Source organism: Shewanella chilikensis (genome assembly GCF_002836945.1).
Lineage (GTDB): Bacteria > Pseudomonadota > Gammaproteobacteria > Enterobacterales > Shewanellaceae > Shewanella > Shewanella chilikensis.
The window spans coordinates 56,379-76,613 of the sequence record NZ_NIJM01000001.1 but is presented as its reverse complement, the minus strand read 5'-3'; the positions used below and the strand labels follow the sequence as shown (position 1 = coordinate 76,613).

The window sequence follows — 20,235 nt, the reverse complement described above, 5'->3', positions numbered from 1 at the left end:
CGGCTAAGTAACACGGAGCTCTTGTTTTCCTGGGAGATATCCGGGGGCGTTTGGGAGCGAGTGATCCTCAGCGCAGTAACTGCTGATAGAGCCAAGATTTGAGTTCGGCACGGCGCAATGTCAATTGGCTGAAACGTTCTTCTGCCGTGGGCACACAGTTTTCTTCCAGACCGCGGATCTCAAGGTCGAGAGCCTGATACTCTGCCGCCAATTCACTAAAGTGCGGATCGTTTTCCCCGAGTTGTTGAATTTTTTGTTTGTACTCCGGAAACTCCAGGATCAGCGCATGATTTTCGCCCAACATAAGCTCTCTCCTCCAATGGTGTCTGGTCGACGTAGGCTTAAGCCTTGATTCCTACTCTACCCAGTGGCGCTTTGTCTGTCATCCAGAGAAAGCCGACAACTGATTATAATCCCTGTTTTGCTATGTCAATTAATCACAATGCCGGATACGGCAAAACTGAGCAGGCGAAGATGTACTTGGATTGGAGTCCTGTATAACTGCCGCTTCAGCTTGCTTGGTTTGTAGCGGAAAGTCTGTTGTTGCACAAAGCTCCTGCTATGTTTCAGGAAAGCCTATACAAGACTTTGTCTTTGAATATCTATGAGTGGCCGTTAATCATTGTGGCATTTCCCGATAGCATAGACGACAGCAAGGTGTTGGTAACTTAAGTGGGGGACCTGTATAAAAGGTGTCATTTGGGCTGGCTTTAATACGGCAAGAGGGGGGAGTCTCTCTAAAAACTCAGTCAATATCGCTACTAAGCAGGTTATACCCGGTAAACACAATTTAACAAGTGCTAATACTTAGGTATTGGTTTTTCCTACTTTTGCAGAATATGCCACGGATCTTTCTTTAATCTCTGTAAGATATCTCTTACTTCTTGTATTTGAAACTAGCTTTTTAATAGTGTTGGATTTTTATAAAAAAGTGGTTTTGATTGTCTAATATTCTTAAATTTAGTCTTTATGGGGAATATATACCCCACTAAAGAATTATACACTTTAAGTTTGTTGTTTCTTTTGTTAATCAAATGTGGTTGCACCTATTATACTAAGGTCTTGAACGCCGATTGACTATGACTTGTTGGGCTTGTAAGTTAGGCCTGCTTTTGAAATGGACTTACCAGTCGTAAAAGATCTTATATGGAGATAATCTCATGGCGAAAGATGGTTCAGTCGCTCCGAAGGAACGTATTAACATCAAATATGTTCCCTCTACGGGTGATCAACAGAGTGAAATGGAACTTCCTCTTAAGTTGTTGGTTTTAGGTGACTTTAATGGTCATCCTGAAGACTCTCAATTGGAAGAGCGTAAGACGGTTCAAGTTGATAAATCTAATTTTGAATCCGTTATGAAAGAAGCCAATCTGTCAATTTCTGCGACAGTTGACAATAAATTGACAGATGAAGATGGTGCTGAGTTGTCTGTTGATCTTAAATTCGATTCCCTCAAAGATTTCTCACCTGATTCTATCGGTGAGCAGGTTCCTGAAATTCAAAAGTTAATCGAACTTCGTGAAGCTTTGGTTGCACTTAAGGGACCATTGGGAAATATTCCTGCCTTCAGAGCCAAGTTGCAGGAATTAATTGCAACGGAAGAGTCTAGAGAAAAGCTGCTGAGTGAATTGCAGCAGATGGAACAATAATTCAAGCCAATATAAGCCGTTATGGAGATAGGCTGTGGATTATGTCTCGGATATAGACACAAGTGTAATTGAGGAATCAAAATTCATGGATGTTCAAAATCAAACATCAGGCGCTTCCCAAAGTGCCAATGCAACTCTGCTCGATCAGATAATGGCACAAACCCGGATGGCGCCGGTGGATGAAGGCTATGACATTGCTCGCCGTGGTGTTGCTGCTTTCATCGGTAACATTCTGGAGACAGACAACACTGCCGAGCCGGTCAACAAGGCTCTGGTCGATAAGATGTTGGTTGAGCTGGACAAGAAGATCAGCCAGCAGATGGATGCCATTCTGCACAATGAAAAGGTGCAGCAGATAGAATCAGCCTGGCGCAGCCTCAAGCTGTTGGTCGACAGAACCGATTTCCGTGAGAATATCAAAATTGAATTGCTGCACGTCACCAAAGACGAGCTGCTGGATGATTTTGAATTTTCACCGGAAACTGCTCAGTCCGGTCTGTACAAGCATGTTTATTCTGCCGGTTACGGCCAATTCGGTGGTGAGCCTGTCGGCGCTATCGTCGGTAACTATGCCTTTACCCCTTCGACTCAGGATATGAAGCTGCTGCAGTACGTTGGTGCTGTTGGGGCCATGGCTCATGCGCCATTCCTGTCTTCAGTTGCGCCTGAATTCTTCGGTGTCGACTCGTTTGAAGAACTGCCGAATCTCAAGGATCTCAAGTCTACTTTCGAAAGCCCCAAGTACAGCAAGTGGCGTGGGCTGCGTGAGTCTGAAGATGCGCGCTACATAGGCCTGACGGCGCCTCGCTTCCTGCTGCGTGTGCCTTATGACCCAATCGATAACCCGGTTCGCAGTTTTAACTATCGCGAAAATGTCAGCGCCAGCCACGAAGATTACCTCTGGGGTAATACAGCGTTTGCGCTGGCTACCCGTTTGACCGAGAGCTTCGCCAAGTATCGCTGGTGTCCTAACATCATTGGCCCACAGAGTGGTGGTGCGGTGGAAGATCTGCCGGTACACGTGTTTGAATCCATGGGCGCTTTGCAGTCCAAGATCCCGACCGAAGTCTTGATCACCGACCGTAAGGAATTTGAACTGGCCGATGAAGGCTTTATCAGCCTGACCATGCGTAAGGGCAGTGATAATGCGGCCTTCTTCTCTGCCAACTCGATTCAAAAGCCCAAGGTGTTCCCCAACACCAAGGAAGGCAAGGAAGCCGAGACCAACTACAAGTTGGGTACCCAGATCCCTTACATGATGATCATCAACCGCCTGGCACACTACATCAAGGTGTTGCAGCGTGAGCAGATAGGTTCCTGGAAAGAGCGTCAGGATCTGGAGCGCGAGCTGAACAACTGGATCAAACAGTATGTCGCCGATCAGGAAAACCCACCGGCAGATGTTCGTAGCCGTCGTCCTTTGCGTGCCGCCAAGGTTGAGGTGATGAATGTTCAGGGCGATCCCGGTTGGTATCAGGTTTCCATGGCTGTGCGTCCGCACTTCAAGTACATGGGTGCCAACTTTGAACTGTCGCTGGTAGGACGTTTGGATCAGGAGTAATCACGTTGTTGAACGATGATTTCTCCGGAACTTTTGGTGTTGGCTTCTTTGAACGCTTGGGAGCCGAACGCCAAAGTGGATATGGCGACAGCAGCTTGGATGCTGTCGTCGATTCCATCAAACGTAATGTTTCACATATTCTCAATACCCGCATTGGAGAAAGCCAGAGCTGTCCTGAACTGGGACTGTTCGATTTCAATGATGCCAGTTCCGCCAGTGTGGATCTTGGCCTGAGGATGCGTAACGGAATCAAGGCTTGCCTGAGTCGCTTTGAACCCAGGCTGACAGATATTGATGTCAGCGTGTTGTTCGATGAGGGCAATCCGATGAACCTCAGGTTCCACATCTATGGCAGCATCAAAGTGGCTTCCAACAAGGATAAGTTGAAGATCGATTTGTTATTGGATAACAGTCGCAGATACAGAGTGGTTTAGCAGTGTCTCAGGATAAATACTTCAGGGATGAACTTGCTTTCTTGAGAGAGCAGGGGCGGGAATTTTCGGATATCCATCCGCAGTTGGCGCGTTATCTTCACGGTAACCACACTGATCCCGATATCGAGCGTTTGCTCGAGGGCTTTGCTTTTCTGACCGGTCGACTCAGGGAAAAGATTGACGATGAATTCCCCGAGTTTACTCACTCGATGATCAGCATGCTGTGGCCCAACTATCTCAGGCCGATTCCCAGTCATACCATCATGCGCTTCTATCCGCATGAGAAGGGGATCACCCACAGGCAGGAGATTGCGGCCGGTTGTATGCTGGACAGTCATCCGGTCGAAGGGCAGATCTGTCACTTTCGTACCTGTCGTCCTGTTGATGTTTATCCGGTGCAAATCCGTCATATAGATGCTTCCCATTCCCGGGAAGCCTCTATTATTCAATTGGATTTTGATAACAGCAGCGACCTTTCCCTGCTTGAAATGGGGCTGGAAAGCCTCAGGTTTTATCTGGGAGGCCAAAGCTACAGTGCCCAGATGCTGTATCTTTGGTTGAATCATTATCTGGACTCTATCGAAATTGTCGGCGCCCATGGCAGCTATCGTTTGCCGCGCAGCAGCTTTGCGTCAGTAGGATTTGAGGCCGGCAGCGGTATCTTGCCCTATCCGAAAAACGTCTACGAAGGCTACCGCATTCTGCAGGAGTACCTGACATTCCCCGAGGCGTTTCATTTCTTCGATATCAAGGGAATCGCCAAGTGTATCCCCGAATATCTCAAGGGTGACTTCAGCCTCAAACTCACTTTTTCCAAGACGTTGCCTGCCGACGTGCATGTGCGTCAGGATACTTTCCTGCTCTACTGTGTTCCGGCTATTAACCTATTTGAGCACGACGCCGATCCTATCGATCTCAACGGCAAGCGGGTCGAATACCCGATTGTACCCTCCAGTCGCCATCCAGCTCACTTTGAAATTTTCAGTGTCGACAAGGTGCAGGGATGGCTGGACTCCAATGAGGGCAGAATGCGCGGCCAGCAGCGAGTCTATTCGCCGTTTGAGAGCTTCCAACATGAAGTGGAGCGCGCCCGTAATCGCACCGCGCTGTATTACCGGATGCGGGTGCGCGACAGCATGCGCAACGACGGCCTGGATCATTGCCTCTCGTTTGTGCGCAGCGATGAAACCCAGTGCCTGGAGATGACAGAAGCCGTGTCGGTGACACTGACCTGCTCCAACCGGCAACTGCCGACCAAGTTGGGCAAGGGCGACATCTGCGTCGCCACAGATACATCGCCAAGCTTTGCTCGTTTCAGCAATATCACCGAGCCCAGCCACCCTTTGCGGCCTGTGCTCGATGGCAGTTTGTTGTGGACCCTGATCTCCAACTTGTCGCTCAACTATCTGTCACTGCTGTCCCGTGATGCCATCTGTTCCATCATCCGCGCCTATGACTTCAAGGCGTTGGTCGACAGACAAGCCGAGCGGGTCACCCGGATGCGACTCGACGGCATCAGCAGTATTCAGTCTGGGCCGACCGAAAGAATTGTCAGGGGATTGCCGGTTCGCGGCCTCAAGACAGAACTGGTGCTCGACCAACAGTATTTCGGCTCCGAGGGCGACCTTTATCTGTTCGGCACTGTGCTGAACCACTTTTTTGCCCTCTACGCCAGCATCAACTCGTTTCATGAGTTGGTGGTTATCAATGCTCACAACAAGGAAAGGTACACATGGGATATCCAGAGCGGTCAACAACCGCTGATATAACCTTTCCGGAGCCGGGGGGCAGCAGGCTGCCACAGGACTACCGTGAGTACAGCTTTTTCCAGTTGGTGGAGTTATTGCACCAACTGGAAGGCAGAGATCCGGAAGATGCCCAGTGGGAACTGGCCGGTGAGTTGCAGTTCAGCGCCAATCCAAGCCTTGGATTTGCGCCGGCGGATATCTCCATGCTTGAGTCTCTGGGGGATGGGCGCCTGCGGCTGGAGACTTGTTTTCTCGGTCTCAATGGTGCCCAGTCGCCGCTGCCCAGTTACCTGCTGGATATGCTGCTCGAAGATGAAGACGGCATTCGGCGCAACTTTCTGGATTTCTTTAATAACAGATTGATTTCCTTGTTTTATCGCCTGTGGCGCAAATACCGCTACTACGTGCGTTTTCAGGACGATGCCAGCGACAGCTTTTCAGCCCAGGTTTACGCCCTGGTGGGGCTGGCCAACGAGGATATTCGCGGCGACACGCCGATCAACTGGTGCAAGATGCTGGCCTACGCCGGCATGCTCGCCGGTCGCAGCCGCTCGCCCCAGGCGGTTGCCGGTATAGTGGCGCACTGTTTTGACCTGCCCCAGGTGAGTATTCGCCAATGGCAACTGCGACAGGTGGAGATCCCCGAGTTCCAGCGTTGCCGTTTGGGGATGGCCAATTCCAGGCTGGGGGAAGACACAATGCTTGGAGAGCGGGTCGGCGATCTTTGCGGCAAGTTTGTGCTCTGTATGGAAGATCTGTCACCAGAGCGTTTTCGCGATTTTCTGCCCTCCGGGCGGGAGTTCCAGCCACTTTGTAAGGTGATGGAAGTGATCCTGCGGGAACAGATGGCCTACGACCTTGAGCTGACGCTCAGGGAAGATGAAGCCCCGCTGCTGCAACTGGGGGAAGAAAAGGGCGGCCAATTGGGATGGTCCTCTTTCCTCGGCAAGGGCGATAGCACGCGTAAGAGCGTATTGATTCAAATCAGGCAATAAAGGGAGGTTGGCCTCTTGAGTAATTTGATTGCGTTGAATGTGGTGAACTCCCAGCTGTTGGAGTCAGGCCTGGTGCCCCACACGAGAATGAACAAGGACGGTGGCCTGATAGGCGCCGGCCCAGGTTGCGAATGGGTGCTCAGGGACAGGGAGCGCACCATAGGCGACTACTTCTGTCGCATCCTCTGGTTGGACGGTCATTTCTGTATTGAAGATCTCTCTGGCCGGGTGTTTCTCAACGGCTCCACAGTGGAGCTTGGGCGGGATCGCAAGGCCAGGCTGAATGAGAACGATCATATCGCCATTGGCCCCTACAAAGTGCGGGTGACGCTGCTGGGCAGCGAGCAGGCCGATGACCCGGTAACCGGCCAGCTTTCTGAATGGTTCAAGTCTGAGAACGGTTCACTTATTCAGGCGGAAACCGCCGAAGAAGAGGAAGAAACCGATGCCAGCCTGGATGACCCTTTACTGGCACTGGACAGGCAACAGCAGGCCGCGGTCAAAAGCGTTGAATTTGACCAGGAATCTGTGACCAAAGAGCAGGAAAACGCCGAATCCCTGCTGGCCAAGGAACTCTACTGGCAAGGCAAGAATTTTACCGCCCAGGCCGATACGGACTTCGATACCGGTTCGGCTATTCATCTGAACAAACGAGCGAAAATGGACAATATTATGGACGAGAATGCACTGGACTTACTGGAATCTGAAGTCAAAAACGGCCTGGGCAATGATTGGCCCGCCGATGAAGGCACCCATATAGCCACCGGCCCTATGCTGCGCGGCTTAGGAGTACAGCTGGGTGATATGAACGACACAGGCACCCAGCAGGCACTGGCCATTGAAATGGGCGCTGCTTTGCAGGCCGCCATTAAAGGCCTGCTGTCACTGCATCAGGACGCGCAAAGCAGCCGTTATGATCTTATCAACAAGAACCTGCAGCCCATCGAAGATAACCCGCTGCGTCTGGGACTGGATTATCAGGAAACCGTCCGCACCCTGTTTGATGACAACAAGAGCCCGGTGCATCTGTCTCCGGCGGCCGCCATCAGCGAGAGCCTGAATTCCATTGAGCACCACAATGAAGCGGTACAGCATGCCATCACAGAGGCGCTCAACTACATCCTCAAGTCTTTCTCACCCGACACCCTGCTGAGGCGCTTCAGCCAATACCGCAAGGTGAGCGAGTCGGCGCTCAACCCAGGTGATAACTGGGCCTGGGAAATGTATGAGAACTACTACCAGGAGCTGACGTCATCCCGTCAACAGGGCTTCCGTAAACTCTTCTGGGAAGTGTTTGAACAGGCCTATGACAAGAAACTCAGGGAACTGCAAAGGGAATTCTGATGGGACTGATAAGGCTGGGTTTAATCGGGCTTTGTTTGCTTCAGCTGGCCGCTTGCAGCTCGGCATGGAATGCCACCAAGAAAACGGCGCAAGTACTGTGGGACCCTTCCATTCCAGTGGGAGAGGCCAAAGACCTGCCGACACAACTGACCTACAGCATGTATGCGCTCGATAAGGTCAACCCCAATGCGGCCGGCGATGCCACGCCGCTGGAGCTGGTGGTGTACGAGCTGGAAGATGACTCCAAGTTTCTGGCCGCCGACTTTGACTCGCTCAAGGCGGATTACAAAGAGGCGCTCGGCTCCAATTATATCGACCACAGTGACTACACCCTGCTGCCGGGACAGTTCAAGTTTATCGACCATTTCGCTGTCGATGAGGACACCAGATACATAGGCATCATGGCGCATTTCAGTGATCCCGAGGTCGCCCAATGGAAGAAGGTCGTCAAGATCAAACCCATGGGCCGTGAATATCACCTGCTGATGTTTTTCAGTGAGCAGGACATAGTACTGGATAAAGTGGAATAACAATGTCTTCAAGAAACAGAGTGATATGGAGTGAAGGGCTGTTTATCAAGCCTCAGCACTTCCAACAGCAGCAGCGTTATCAGGAATACCTCACTGACGCCAGGCTCAATGCGGTCAGCGGTTACCTCTATGGGATCACCGAGCTTGAACTCAACCCCGAGTATCTCAGCTTTGGTCGCATTGCGATTCAGCGTGCCCGTGGCGTAATGCCGGACGGCACTGTGTTCAACATCCCTCAGGAGGATGTATTGCCGGACGCACTGGAAGTGGCCGACAGCTCACTGGCCAACCAGATTGTTTACCTGGCGCTGTCGCTGCGCAGTGATTCAATTACCGAAGTGGCCCAGGACGAGCAGGGCGCCGGACGTTATCTCAATCGGCGTCACGAGGTGCGGGACATTCACACCCATCAGGGCGACTTTACCGCCATTGATGTCAGCCCGGTCAGGCTCAGATTGATGCTGGAGAAGGAAGATCGCAGCGCCTACAGCTCGCTGGCCATCGCCCGCATTCTGGAAAAGCGTCCCGACGGCAGTGTGGTGCTGGATCCCAACTTTATTCCCTGTCACTACAATGTCAGCGCCGTGCCGATTTTGCACCGTTTCCTCGGCGAGATGGCCGGTCTGATGCGCGAGCGGGCACGCAATATCGCCCAGCGCCTGGGCTCACCGAGCCAGGGCGGGGTGGCAGATGTGGCCGATTTCATGTTACTGCAATCTCTCAACCGCATGCAGCCTGTGTTGCAGCACCAGTCACTGTCGCGGACCCTGCATCCGGAAACCCTGTATCAGGCTCTGGTCAGTGTTTGCGGTGAGCTGTTCACCTTTACCGATGATAGCCGCATGGCACCGGCGTTTGCCGCCTATGACCACGATATGCCGGTAGCGGCCTTCACTCAGGTAATGTCGACTCTGCGTCAGTCTCTCAGCATAGTGCTCGAGCCCAAGGCGGTATCGCTGCAGCTGCACAAACGCAAGTATGGCCTCATGGTGGCGCCGGTGCAGGATCCGGATCTGTTGAAACAGGCTGACTTCATTCTGGCGGTGCGCGCCAGAATGCCGCTGGACGAACTCAAGAAACTGTTTATCCAGCAGACCAAGATCGCCTCGGTGGAGAAGATCCGCGAGCTCATTTCGCTGCAGCTGCCGGGTGTGCCTCTGTCTCCGCTGCCAGTGGCCCCAAGGCAGTTGCCTTACCACGCGGGTTACACCTACTTCCAGCTGGAGCGTTCCAGCCGGGCCTGGGAGATGCTGGTGAATTCCAGCGGTTTTGCCTTCCACGTGGCGGGGGACTTCCCGGAACTCGAACTGCAATTCTGGGCTATCAGGAGCTAAGAAATGGATATCAAAGCAGAAAAACAGCCTATATCGCCTGAGCAGGTCGAAGAGCTGCTCTATGACGAAGCGCAGAACATGAATGCCGATAAAGAGTATTGGTTTCAACTACGAGGTGACAGCCTCAATGCACTTATCGATGCGGCATCCCCTCTTATCGGCATGGTGTTGCGGGTACGCAAGCTGGCCATCTTGGATGATGTGGAAAAGCTCTATCACAACACTGTGGATGACATCATGGCCATCGAGGCCGAGCTCACCGAGGCGGGCTATGATCGCGCCGAAGTGCTGGCCTATCGCTATGTGCTTTGTTCCTTTATCGATGAAGCCGTGATGAATACTCCCTGGGGCGCCGACAGTGCCTGGGCCGAACATTCACTGCTGACCCGTTTTCACAATGAAACCTGGGGCGGTGAGAAGGTGTTTGGCATCCTGCAGCGTCTGGAAACCGAACCGAGCAAATATCGGGAACTGCTGGAGTTTATCTACCTGTGTTTCTGCCTTGGTTTCGAAGGGCGCTACAAGGTGGTGGCCAACGGCCGTGAGGAGTTCGACAAGATAGTCAACCGCCTCTATGAAACCCTGCGCCACCTCCGGGAAGAAGAACCGGAACTGCTGACCGGGGCCACAGAGCATGTGGTCAACACCCGTTATCGCCTTGGGCGTCAGATGCCTATTTGGACAGTCTTTGCCGGTTTCGGCCTGATGCTGACCATAGTCTTTCTGTTTTATTCCCTGTCCCTGGCGAACAAGTCCTCGGGCGTGCTCAAGCAACTGTATCAGATCCTGAATTGAGGAAGCTGTGATGATCCGAATTGAACTCACTACCTTGATCGGCAAGCTCAATGCCGTGACCAAACTCGCCATGGAAGAGGCGGCATCACTCTGTATTGCCCGTCAGAACCCTGAAGTGACCTTTATGCACCTGCTGACTTGTCTGCTGGACAATCCGCTGGGTGATGTGCGTCTGCTGCTCAAGGCCGCCGAAGTCGATGCCGAGCAGGTAAGGCAAATTGCCGGTGAAACCCTGCCAAGGGAAGAGAGCCTGGAAACCTATCCGGCATTTTCACCGCTGCTGGTCGAGCTGCTGCAGGATGCCTGGCTGCTTTCAAGCACTGAACTTGGCCAGACGGAACTGAGATCCGGCGCCATCTTCGCCGCCGCACTGATGCAGGCCGAGCGTTACCTGCCAAGGGATCTCGCCACTCTGCTTGGCAGTATCAATCGCGAAACCCTGAGACGGGAATTCACTACCCTGACCCAGGCTTCATCCGAATCGCAAACGGTCAAGGCCGAGCGCGGCGCGCCGGTACTGAATGAGGCCCAATCGTCGCTGGCCAAATACACCAGCAACTTTACCGAGTTGGCCCGCAAAGGCGAGCTGGATCCTGTATTGTGCCGGGATGATGAGATCAACCTGATGATCGACATCTTGAGCCGCCGCCGTAAGAACAACCCGATAGTGGTTGGTGATGCCGGTGTGGGCAAGAGTGCCGTGGTGGAAGGTTTGGCGCTGCGTATTTGTGACGGCCGGGTGCCGGATGCGCTCAAGGGGGTGCAGCTGTTGTCGCTGGATCTTGGTCTGTTGCAGGCAGGCGCCGCGGTCAAGGGCGAGTTTGAAAAGCGCCTGAAGTCGATTATTGAAGAGGTCAAACAGTCGGCCGAACCCATCATACTCTTTATCGATGAAGCCCATACCATGATAGGCGCCGGTAATCAGGAAGGCGGCGGTGATGCGGCCAACCTGCTCAAACCGGCTCTGGCCCGCGGTGAGCTGCGTACCATAGGCGCCACCACCTGGAAAGAGTACAAGAAGTATTTCGAGAAAGACCCGGCGCTGAGCCGCCGTTTCCAACTGGTGAAACTCGATGAGCCCAGTGTTGAGCAGGCGGTGAATATTCTCCGTGGCCTGCATGGGGTCTACGAGTCTTCCCACAATGTATTGATCCAGGACTGCGCCCTGCGCTCGGCGGCTTATCTGTCGGCGCGCTATATCTCCGGCCGTCAGTTGCCCGATAAGGCCATCGATGTGCTGGATACCGCCTGTGCCCGTATCGCCATTAACCTCAGCAGTACGCCCAAGCGTTTGGCGGCATTGGATAACTTGCGCCATCAGCGCCATATGGAAACCGAACTGCTGGAGCGCCAGAAAAAACTCGGTCATCCGGTTGATGAAGAGCGCCTGAATCATCTGCACCAGGCCCAGGAAGAAGCCGACAATGAGTATGCCGAGCTGGAATCCCTGTGGCAGCAGCAACAGGCCGGAGTCACTCAGGTGGTGGCCCTGAGACGCGCCATTCTTGATTGTGACGATGAAGCAGAGCTCGAAGGGCTGCGGCTGGAGCTGCAACAGGCCGAAGAATCACTCGAAGCCATCAGTGGCGATCAACGCCTTATTTACCCTCAGGTGGATGAGGCCCAGATAGCGGCAGTCATCTCCGACTGGACCGGCGTGCCGGTATCGCAAATGAGTGGCGATGAGCTGCACAAGATAACCCATCTGCCCGAGCTCTTGGGGCATAGCCTCAAAGGGCAGGATGTGGCCATTGCCCGCCTGCACAAGAATATGCTCACCGCCAGGGCAGACCTGCGCCGCGCCGGACGTCCCAAGGGCGCCTTCCTGCTGGTGGGCCCAAGTGGCGTCGGCAAGACAGAAACCGTGGTACAGATTGCCGAGCAGCTCTACGGCGGCAAGCAATTCCTGACCACTATCAATATGTCCGAATATCAGGAGAAGCACACTGTCTCCAGGCTGATAGGCTCGCCTCCCGGGTATGTCGGTTTCGGTGAGGGCGGTATTCTGACCGAGTCCATCCGCAAGATGCCTTACTCCATAGTGCTGCTCGATGAGGTGGAAAAGGCGCATCCGGATGTGCTGAACCTCTTTTATCAGGCGTTCGACAAGGGCGAATTGGCCGATGGCGAAGGCCGGTTGATTGACTGCCAGAATGTGCTGTTTTTCCTGACCTCCAACCTGGGCTATCAGACGATAGTGGACTACAGCGCCCAGCCAGAGCTGCTGGACGACAAGCTTTACCCTGAGCTGGCGGCCTTCTTCAAGCCTGCGCTGCTGGCACGGATGGAGATAGTGCCCTATCTGCCGCTGGGTGAAGAGGTGCTCAAGGAGATCATTCACTACAAGTTGGCGTCGCTGGAGCAGCGTTTGCTGGAGCGTTACAAGGCCAAGGTGCATTGTGACGAGGCTCTGGTGGATGAAATCATGCGCCGCGCGACCCGCAGTGAAAACGGCGCCCGGATGCTGGAAGCCATCATAGACGGCCAGGTACTGCCGCCCTTATCGCTGTCGCTGCTCAACAAGCTGGCGGCCAAAGAGGAGGTCAGTGAGATCCATCTGGGCTGCCGTGACGGTGAGTTCTTCGGAGAGGCGCGATAGTGGTGACTGAGCAGTGGTTGGAACAGGCGGCAAAATTGCTGGAATGCCAGCAGTTTGATGGGCTGTTGCAGCAGTTTCTCGATACTTTGGCATTGGAGCTGGGGCTGGATAACCATCTGTTTCTGGCGCCGGGCTTCGATGGTCGGGAACTCAAGCCACTGTCCTGCCTTGGCCTGTGTGAAGGGATCTCATTGCAGGCGCTTTGTTTGGCGGTTACCGACTTTCGACATCCGTTCGCCCATGTGTTGCAGACAGGCGAAGCCATGCTGCTGAACAAGGCCCGGCTCGCCTACTGGCAGGAGCACAGCGGTTTTGTCAGCCTGTGCGATCGGGTCGGCAAGGAGCAGGCACTGCTGCTTTTCCCGCTGAGCCATGAGGGTCATGTGCGGGCTATCCTCTGCCTGCGTCTGGCCGAGCAACAGGGCAGTGGTCTGCTTGTCCGTCAGGACTGGCAGCAATATGCCGCCGTGTTTATGCGCCACTGGCAGTTGCTGGATAAGTTGTTGCGGCAGAATTCAGATCAGTCTCAGCTGTCGAGCTCGCTCGATGAACTGCGTCGCCAGCAGCAACAACATGATGCCATGCAACAACTTGGCAAGAACCTGGTGGGCGACAGTCAGGCCATGAGTCAGCTCAGGCAGGAGATAGTGCGCGGCGCGGCCTCGCAGTTGTCTGTGTTGGTGCAGGGTGAAACGGGGACGGGCAAAGAACTGGTGGCCCGGGCGATACACGACTTTTCCGAGCGCAGCGGCAAACCTTTCGTGGCAATCAACTGCGCCGCAATACCGGAAAACCTGCTGGAGTCCGAGCTGTTCGGTTATGCCAAGGGGGCCTTTTCCGGTGCCGACAAGGATAAGCAGGGGCTGATAGCCCAGGCGCACCAGGGCACGCTTTTTTTAGATGAAATCGGTGATATGCCTTTGAATCTGCAGTCCAAGTTACTGCGGGTATTGGAAACAGGACACTACCGGGCACTGGGAGGCAACAAGGAGATCTACGCCGATTTTCGCTTGGTGGCCGCTACCCATGTGAACCTCAAGGAGCAGATCCACAGTGGCGAGTTCCGTCGCGATCTTTTCTACCGCTTGTGCCAGTTTCCACTGCAGGTACCGGCGCTCAGGGAGCGGCTCGAGGATATCCCCGATTTGGCGGCGCACTTTATTGCGCTGTTCAATCAGAGTCAGCAGCGACAGATCCCCGGCATCCGCTTCAGCGCCCTCAATCGGCTGAAGAACCACGGCTACCCGGGCAATGTCCGCGAGCTGCGCAATATGCTGGATTATGCCTGCGCCCTCACCGCCGACGGTGTCGAGATAGATACTGCGTCTTTGCCAGCAACGGATTCGGAAATGCCCAAGCCGCAATTGCCTACCGAAGAGGGGCAGGAGTTTGAGGCCATTTCCGATCTCAGGCTGGCGGTAGCTCAGTTTGAGCGGGCGGTGATCAGCGCCAGATTGAAGGCCTGCAACGGTGACAGAGCCAAGGCGGCTGTCAGTCTGGGAATGCCGAAACGCACCTTTTCCCACAAATGCCAGAAGTTGGAGATTAACGAATAATGTCAAGGATTCAAGGCGTTATATTTTTATGCCTGTGGGGGATGGCCGCTTCGGCTCAGGCCTCGGACGACACAGTGGCCAAGGTAGAGGCTTGTACCCAAATCCCTTCCAGACTGGAGCGACTGGCTTGTTTCGATGAGCTGTTCAACACTCCGGTGGCGACCGTGGTGCCGCAGCAAACCGCTGACAGCAGCCCTTATCCCGAGGCGTTTCAGGTCGCCATGGCATCCGAGAAAAATCGTCAACAGGGCATGGCCTTTATTGCAGGGCATCAAGCGGATGCCGTAGAAGATCTCTGGTTGACCGCGCCCGCCATAGGCGCCTTGCCACCACGTCCGGTACTTATGCTCAGCTGCATCGACGATATCAGCCGGGTCGAGCTGATGTTGCCCACGGCGCTGGAAGATGGCTGGGCTCAGGTAGGGCTGCAGATCAACGGCATTGAGCAGCAGTCGCAGCGCTGGCTCAGTGATGATACCGGCTATATCTTCCGCACCGGCCGCGGCCTGCCGGCCATTCAGGTGATGAAAGCCCTGATCCGCGGCGACGATGTGCGCCTGCGTTCGGCCAACAAGGCGATAGACGGCTTACAGTTTGATACCCGAGAACTTGGCAGTGCGCTCAAGCCACTGCGTCAATCTTGCAGGTGGTGATAGATGGATCTGAATCAATACCTGGATAAAGTCAGTCGCCCCATCAGTGAGGCCAATCCCATAGGAGAGCGTCTCAGCGATGATGTGCTGTTTGACTATGTGGAAGGCCAGATGATGAAGGTGGGGTCGCTTTCGCATTCCGAAGTGCAATGGCACGAGGTGGAGAGTGCGGCCTTAAAGTTGCTGGAAACCAAGAGCAAGGATTTAAAACTGCTTACCTATTTGCTGCAATGCCTGCAGCATCAGTGCAGTTTGGAGCGTTTCTCCTGTTCGCTGGCACTGCTGGAGCGTTTTATGGCCTCCTTCTGGGAGACTTGCCATCCGGCGCCGGGCCCCAGAGGCGTGTTGCCCAGGCGCAAGTTTTTCGCCCAAATAGTGCAGCGAACTCTGAAAGCAGCCGAAGGGCTGGATACCGATTTTTGCGATCCCGACACCAAGTCGGTATTGCTGCAGTCTCTCAAGGCTCTGTGTGATACCGCGGCCGCCAAAGAGTTGCCTGTGGATGAACTGCAGGCCCTGGAGGCCAAGCTCAAGCGCCGTTTCAGCAGTGAGCCTGCCAACAAGCCCAAACCGGCGCAGGAATCCAGCGCCGGTGAAAGCCGCAGTAGCAGTGAAAGCAGGGATATGCCTAGGCTGGAGATAGACAACAGCAGTGACAAGGCGACCAAGCAAGCTCTGCTCAAGGTGGCAGACTTTATCGCCGAAAATCCGGCGGGCATGGCGCTTGGCCTCAGGCTCAGACGCTTTGCCATCTGGTTCAGTGTGACCTCGGCGCCGGAAAATGCCAATGCCAAGGGCGAAACCAGCCTGATGCCTATCTCTGCCGACAGAGTGGCCGAGTATCGCAGCCAGTTGGCCAAGAGTCCGGATCTGGCGCTGTTCAGACGCATAGAGCAGAGCCTTAGCCTGAGTCCTTTCTGGATTGACGGTCACTGTCTCAGTGCCCAATTGGCACAGACCTTGGGGCAACCGGCCTGGGCTCAGGCGATTCTGGAGGAGACGGCGGCCTTTGTTGAACGTCTGCCTGCACTTTTGGATATGTCGTTCAAAGGCGGCGTGCCTTTTGTTTCCAAAGAAACCCGCAGTTGGCTCAACGGCAGCGAACAGCAGGGTTCAGGTTCGGCCGAAGGCAACAGTTACGAGCAGGAAATTTGGGAACTGGCCGCCAGTGGCGGGTTGTCGCTGGCATTTGCGGCGCTCAACGAAAAACTGCACAAGGCCACTGAGCCGAGGGACAAGTTCTATCTGCGGCTGCTGGGGGCCGACTTGAAAGACAAACACCAGTTAGGGGCCATGGCAGAGGTGGAATACCAAGTGCTGCTTGGCCAGGCCACGGACACCAGTCTGGCGGATTGGGAGCCGGGTCTGATGTCTCGTTTACAACAAAAAGTCAATCTGAGTTAGGTACAGGGAAATGTATATGTGGTCGATGATCAAATCCTTTTTGAGGAAACTGCTGCCGGAACTGAAGTCGGCGCTGCCCATTTTGCTGGTGGCTATCTTCGTTCTGGTCAATGTGGCGATTTGGTGGGCGGGCCCCTGGCTGGAGCTGGACGGTGAGAAACCGTTGGCATCGACAACGGCCCGAATTATAGCCAGCACCATCTTCTCCCTGTCCTGCTTTACTATTTGGGGCTGGGTGCAGTGGCGTCGTTTGCTGCGTATCGGCGCCTTGAAGGTCAGGGAGCAGCAGCTCAAGGAAGACCCGGTGAAGATCCTGGTGGAACGCCAGGAGCAGGAACTCAACGAGGTGATGGTGGGCATGAAAGAAAGCCTCAACACCCGTAATTACCTGTACGCCTTGCCTTGGTTCCTGGTGCTTGGGGTGGAAAACGCCGGTAAGACCAGCCTGATTAACCGCTCCGGGCAGAAGTTTGTTTTCTCTTCCGTTATGCGCGCCTCGGGCAAGAAGTCTGAAAACCCTTTCTCTTTTGACTGGTGGATAGGTGACGATGCCGTACTGATTGACCCGGACGGTGAGCTGTTGACCCAGAAGCCTTCGGTAACCAGCCCGGATGGCGAGACAGAGCGCCGCCTGTGGTTGCACTTTGTCGAGTGGCTGGAGCGCACCCGCAGTCGCCGCCCCCTGAACGGCGTGGTGTTGGCGCTGGATATGGCCAGCCTGGTCAGCGATCCTGTGGCTGAACGCAAGGCCTACGCCCACTTGTTGCGTGCCAGATTGCGCGAGCTGATGGAAACCCTGTCAACTCGTCTGCCCGTGTATATCACCCTGACCAAACTGGATCTGCTGCTGGGATTCGAGCCCTTCTTCCGCCATTTCACCCAGGCGCAGCGAGATGAGATCCTAGGTTTCACCTTCTCCCTGAACTCGGTCAACGATCTCGACAGCTGGCTCAATGAGTTTGATCAGGATTGGCAAGACTTTATTCAGCGCATCAATGCCGGCTTGCCAAGGGCGCTGCTGCAGTGCCGCGACAAGGAAGAACGCTCGGCCATCTACAGCTTCTCACGCCAGATTGCCGGTGCCCACAAGGTGCTGCGTGAGTTTTTCGTCGATGCGTTGGCAAGCGATCAGTTCTCGACCTCGGCACTGGTGCGCGGGGTTTATATGACCTCTGTTTACCAGCAAGGGGTGCCGACAGATGCCTATGTGGATGGTGCTTCCCGCCGTTATGGCCTGAGTGAGTCGGTCAACAGTGCCCAGCGCAGTGAAAACTCTACTCCCTATTTCACCCGTTCGCTTTTTACCCGCATTATATATCCGGAAGCGGGTCTGGCTTCGGACAACTTCAAGGTGGCCAAGCAAAAACGCCGCATCATGGCGCTGTCCTTTGTGGCTTGCTCTATCGCCTCTGTGCTCTTGATTGGCAGCTGGCACAGATACTACCTGCTCAACAGCGCTCAGGCCGATGCCGTGCTGAGTAAGGTGAATGAATACAACGAGCTTATCGATAACACCAATTTCGATCCGCTGGCTCGCAATGTGATCCCGCCACTGAACACCATTCGGGCGGCTACCCTGGAGTTTGGTTTCTTCCGTGACAAGCCGAGGTTAATCTCAGATCTCGGCCTCTACCAGGGTCACACCATAGGACCCAAGGTGGAAGAGACCTATCTGAACCTGCTGTCCTATCGTTATCTGCCGATACTGCTCCGGCAAGTGGCACGGGATCTGGCCGATGCGCCAGAAGGCAGTGATGAAAAACTGGCGGTATTGCGGGTATTCAGAATGCTGGCCGACAAGAGTGGCCGCCGCGACAGCTTTGTTCGCGAATACTTTGCCGATGTTTGGCAGAAGGCCTATGAAGGCAATCGTGAGCTGCAGACCCAACTGATGGAGCATCTGGATTACGCCTTGTTGCACACTGACTTGCAGCATGCACGGCTGGAGTCCAATCCGGACGCCGAGACTGTACTCAAGCCGTTCGATACCATGGTGGCCCAGGCCCAGAATGAGCTGAGCTTGCTGCCGATAGAACAACGGGTATACAGATACCTCAAGTCCTCTTCCGTATCTCAGTTGGGGGCACCGCTGGATCTGCGTTTGACCGTTGGCCCGGCCAATGAATTGGTGTTTGACTCCCAGATGGCGGCACAGGATCCTGAGATCTTCAAGATCCCGAAAATACTCACCAAACAAGGTTTTGAGCGCTTCTTTATCCCGAGATCTGATTCAGTCGCCGAACTGGCGTTGATTGACAGCTGGGTACTCGGCCAGGCTCACAGCACAGACTTCAGCGATGCCGACAAGACGGCGCTGCGCAGCAAGATAGTGGCTCAATATCTGGCCGACTATAATGCCAGCTGGCGCCGGGCGCTGAATGGTTTTGAACTGAAGAATTTCGAAGACATCAACCAGGCGGTATTGGTACTGGATAACGTAGCCATGAGCAACAAGCCGCTATCGCGCCTGCTGGAAACGCTGGGCAGCAATACCCAGCTGTTTCCGGATATGCCGGAAGATGAGCAGGCCCGTCAGGCGCTGCTCAAATCGCCTCAGTATCGTATCGCCTCGACCATAGACGGTGACTTTGTTGAACTGAACCAGATGCTCAAGTCCCAGGACGGTAAGCCGGCTTATCTGGATGAAGTGATGCAAGCCGTGGTGCGCCTGCATGCCTATCTGCGCGGGATCCAAAACGCCCCGGATGTGGGCAAGGCGGCACTGAAGGCGGCTCAGGAAAGGCTCAAGCTCAACGACGCCGACCCTGTTTACGCGCTGGAACGTATTTCCGATGGCCTGCCCAAGCCGCTGGACTCCATGGTGTCCAAGTTGGCCAAGGAGAGCTGGAAGGTGGTGCTGCAGAGTGCTATCAAGCATCTTGAGGTGCGTTGGTATAACGAAGTGTATATGGAGTTCCAGCAGGATCTGGCATCCCGTTATCCCTTCAATCCCAAGGCCACTAAACAGGTGTCGATTGCCGATTTTGAACGTTTCTTCGGCCCGCAAGGCACACTGAATACCTTCTATGATCAGCAGATGCGGATGTTCCTGGAAGAAAATATGGATCAGCTCAACCAGCTGGCAGGCAGTGAAACAGGCCTGATCCGTAAAGAGGTCTTGCAGGCGATAGAGCAGGCGAAACAGATCCAGACCGCCTTCTTCAACCTCAAGGGCAACCTGGACGTACAGTTCACCCTGGAGCCACTGCAGATGAGCCCCAACAAGCGTCGTAGTGTGATCAACGTCGATGGCCAGTATGTGGAATACACCCATGGCCCACGTCGCGCCATCGAATTGGTATGGCCCAACACCCTGCGGGAAACGGCCGAGAGTAAGCTGACTTTGGTGCCAAGCGAAGTGAATATGTCACCGCGTTCCTTGAGCTACGAAGGCCCATGGGCATTCTTCAGGCTGCTCGACAGCGCCAGGATCACCGGCTCCAGTTCGACCAGTGTGGATTACCGGTTCAATGTGGATAAGGGCGATATCTCCTATCGGATCCACACGGCAGACAACAGTAATCCCTTTACCTCAAATCTGCTCAGCAACTATCAGTTGCCTAAAACACTCTACTGAGCCGCCGGGCTTCCACAGCGTGGAAGCCCAATTCCCCTGTGGGACTCAACTTAATG

15 protein-coding genes are annotated in these 20,235 nt (G+C 54.4%); 14 read left to right on the top strand and 1 reads right to left on the bottom strand.

Annotation, left to right across the window (positions count from 1 at the left end):
* Positions 1–67: 67 nt before the first annotated feature.
* The gene (locus tag CX651_RS00370) at positions 68–304 is read right to left on the bottom strand and encodes a YdcH family protein (RefSeq protein ID WP_101052561.1); all 237 of its coding nucleotides are present in this window, start codon (positions 302–304) and stop codon (positions 68–70) included.
* 856 nt (positions 305–1,160) lie between these two features.
* On the opposite strand from CX651_RS00370, the gene tssB reads away from it, so the two are divergent.
* The 14 genes from tssB (at position 1,161) to tssM (ending at position 20,179) form a co-directional block, all read left to right on the top strand.
* Positions 1,161–1,649, top strand: coding sequence for a type VI secretion system contractile sheath small subunit (gene tssB / locus CX651_RS00365; protein ID WP_101052559.1), 489 nt, complete (start codon positions 1,161–1,163; stop codon positions 1,647–1,649).
* A gap of 85 nt (positions 1,650–1,734) precedes the next feature.
* Entirely contained in the window at positions 1,735–3,210 is a 1,476-nt protein-coding gene (tssC, locus tag CX651_RS00360; protein WP_071476943.1) for a type VI secretion system contractile sheath large subunit, read from the top strand.
* Between the two features lie 5 nt (positions 3,211–3,215).
* Positions 3,216–3,644: a type VI secretion system baseplate subunit TssE gene (gene tssE / locus CX651_RS00355; protein WP_101052557.1), complete on the top strand. Its 429-nt coding sequence runs from the start codon at positions 3,216–3,218 to the stop codon at positions 3,642–3,644.
* Positions 3,645–3,646: 2 nt separating this feature from the next.
* Positions 3,647–5,413: a type VI secretion system baseplate subunit TssF gene (tssF, locus tag CX651_RS00350; RefSeq protein WP_101052555.1), complete on the top strand. Its 1,767-nt coding sequence runs from the start codon at positions 3,647–3,649 to the stop codon at positions 5,411–5,413.
* Positions 5,377–6,387, top strand: coding sequence for a type VI secretion system baseplate subunit TssG (gene tssG, locus CX651_RS00345; RefSeq protein ID WP_101052553.1), 1,011 nt, complete (start codon positions 5,377–5,379; stop codon positions 6,385–6,387). The genes tssF and tssG overlap by 37 nt, the downstream gene beginning before the upstream one ends.
* A gap of 15 nt (positions 6,388–6,402) precedes the next feature.
* Positions 6,403–7,731, top strand: a complete 1,329-nt coding sequence (gene tagH / locus CX651_RS00340; RefSeq protein ID WP_101052551.1) for a type VI secretion system-associated FHA domain protein TagH — start codon at positions 6,403–6,405, stop codon at positions 7,729–7,731.
* Complete coding sequence (gene tssJ / locus CX651_RS00335; protein ID WP_025889986.1) at positions 7,731–8,261, top strand: type VI secretion system lipoprotein TssJ; 531 nt, start codon at positions 7,731–7,733, stop codon at positions 8,259–8,261. Before tagH ends, tssJ begins: the two co-directional genes overlap by 1 nt.
* Before the next feature lie 2 nt (positions 8,262–8,263).
* The gene (gene tssK, locus CX651_RS00330) at positions 8,264–9,595 is read left to right on the top strand and encodes a type VI secretion system baseplate subunit TssK (protein WP_071237773.1); all 1,332 of its coding nucleotides are present in this window, start codon (positions 8,264–8,266) and stop codon (positions 9,593–9,595) included.
* A gap of 3 nt (positions 9,596–9,598) precedes the next feature.
* Complete coding sequence (gene icmH / locus CX651_RS00325) at positions 9,599–10,390, top strand: type IVB secretion system protein IcmH/DotU (RefSeq protein ID WP_028781258.1); 792 nt, start codon at positions 9,599–9,601, stop codon at positions 10,388–10,390.
* 10 nt (positions 10,391–10,400) lie between these two features.
* Positions 10,401–12,989, top strand: a complete 2,589-nt coding sequence (tssH, locus tag CX651_RS00320; protein WP_101052549.1) for a type VI secretion system ATPase TssH — start codon at positions 10,401–10,403, stop codon at positions 12,987–12,989.
* Positions 12,989–14,545 (top strand): sigma-54 interaction domain-containing protein, encoded by a 1,557-nt coding sequence (locus tag CX651_RS00315; protein ID WP_025889988.1) that lies wholly within the window; start codon positions 12,989–12,991, stop codon positions 14,543–14,545. Before tssH ends, CX651_RS00315 begins: the two co-directional genes overlap by 1 nt.
* Positions 14,545–15,198: a type VI secretion system-associated protein VasI gene (vasI, locus tag CX651_RS00310; protein WP_101052547.1), complete on the top strand. Its 654-nt coding sequence runs from the start codon at positions 14,545–14,547 to the stop codon at positions 15,196–15,198. The genes CX651_RS00315 and vasI overlap by 1 nt, the downstream gene beginning before the upstream one ends.
* A 3-nt stretch (positions 15,199–15,201) precedes the next feature.
* The gene (gene tssA / locus CX651_RS00305; protein WP_101052545.1) at positions 15,202–16,602 is read left to right on the top strand and encodes a type VI secretion system protein TssA; all 1,401 of its coding nucleotides are present in this window, start codon (positions 15,202–15,204) and stop codon (positions 16,600–16,602) included.
* 16 nt (positions 16,603–16,618) lie between these two features.
* Positions 16,619–20,179, top strand: a complete 3,561-nt coding sequence (gene tssM / locus CX651_RS00300) for a type VI secretion system membrane subunit TssM (protein WP_101052543.1) — start codon at positions 16,619–16,621, stop codon at positions 20,177–20,179.
* The last annotated feature ends 56 nt before the right edge of the window (positions 20,180–20,235 follow it).

Excerpts from the sequence above, each read along its gene's own strand:
- tssC (WP_071476943.1), top strand. The coding sequence starts at position 1,735 with ATGGATGTTCAAAATCAAACATCAGGCGCTTCCCAAAGTGCCAATGCA.
- vasI (WP_101052547.1), top strand. The coding sequence starts at position 14,545 with ATGTCAAGGATTCAAGGCGTTATATTTTTATGCCTGTGGGGGATGGCC.
- tssK (WP_071237773.1), top strand. The coding sequence starts at position 8,264 with ATGTCTTCAAGAAACAGAGTGATATGGAGTGAAGGGCTGTTTATCAAG.
- tssH (WP_101052549.1), top strand. The coding sequence starts at position 10,401 with ATGATCCGAATTGAACTCACTACCTTGATCGGCAAGCTCAATGCCGTG.
- icmH (WP_028781258.1), top strand. The coding sequence starts at position 9,599 with ATGGATATCAAAGCAGAAAAACAGCCTATATCGCCTGAGCAGGTCGAA.
- tssA (WP_101052545.1), top strand. The coding sequence starts at position 15,202 with ATGGATCTGAATCAATACCTGGATAAAGTCAGTCGCCCCATCAGTGAG.
- tssM (WP_101052543.1), top strand. The coding sequence starts at position 16,619 with ATGTGGTCGATGATCAAATCCTTTTTGAGGAAACTGCTGCCGGAACTG.
- tssG (WP_101052553.1), top strand. The coding sequence starts at position 5,377 with ATGGGATATCCAGAGCGGTCAACAACCGCTGATATAACCTTTCCGGAG.
- CX651_RS00370 (WP_101052561.1), bottom strand. The coding sequence starts at position 304 with ATGTTGGGCGAAAATCATGCGCTGATCCTGGAGTTTCCGGAGTACAAA.
- tssJ (WP_025889986.1), top strand. The coding sequence starts at position 7,731 with ATGGGACTGATAAGGCTGGGTTTAATCGGGCTTTGTTTGCTTCAGCTG.
- tssB (WP_101052559.1), top strand. The coding sequence starts at position 1,161 with ATGGCGAAAGATGGTTCAGTCGCTCCGAAGGAACGTATTAACATCAAA.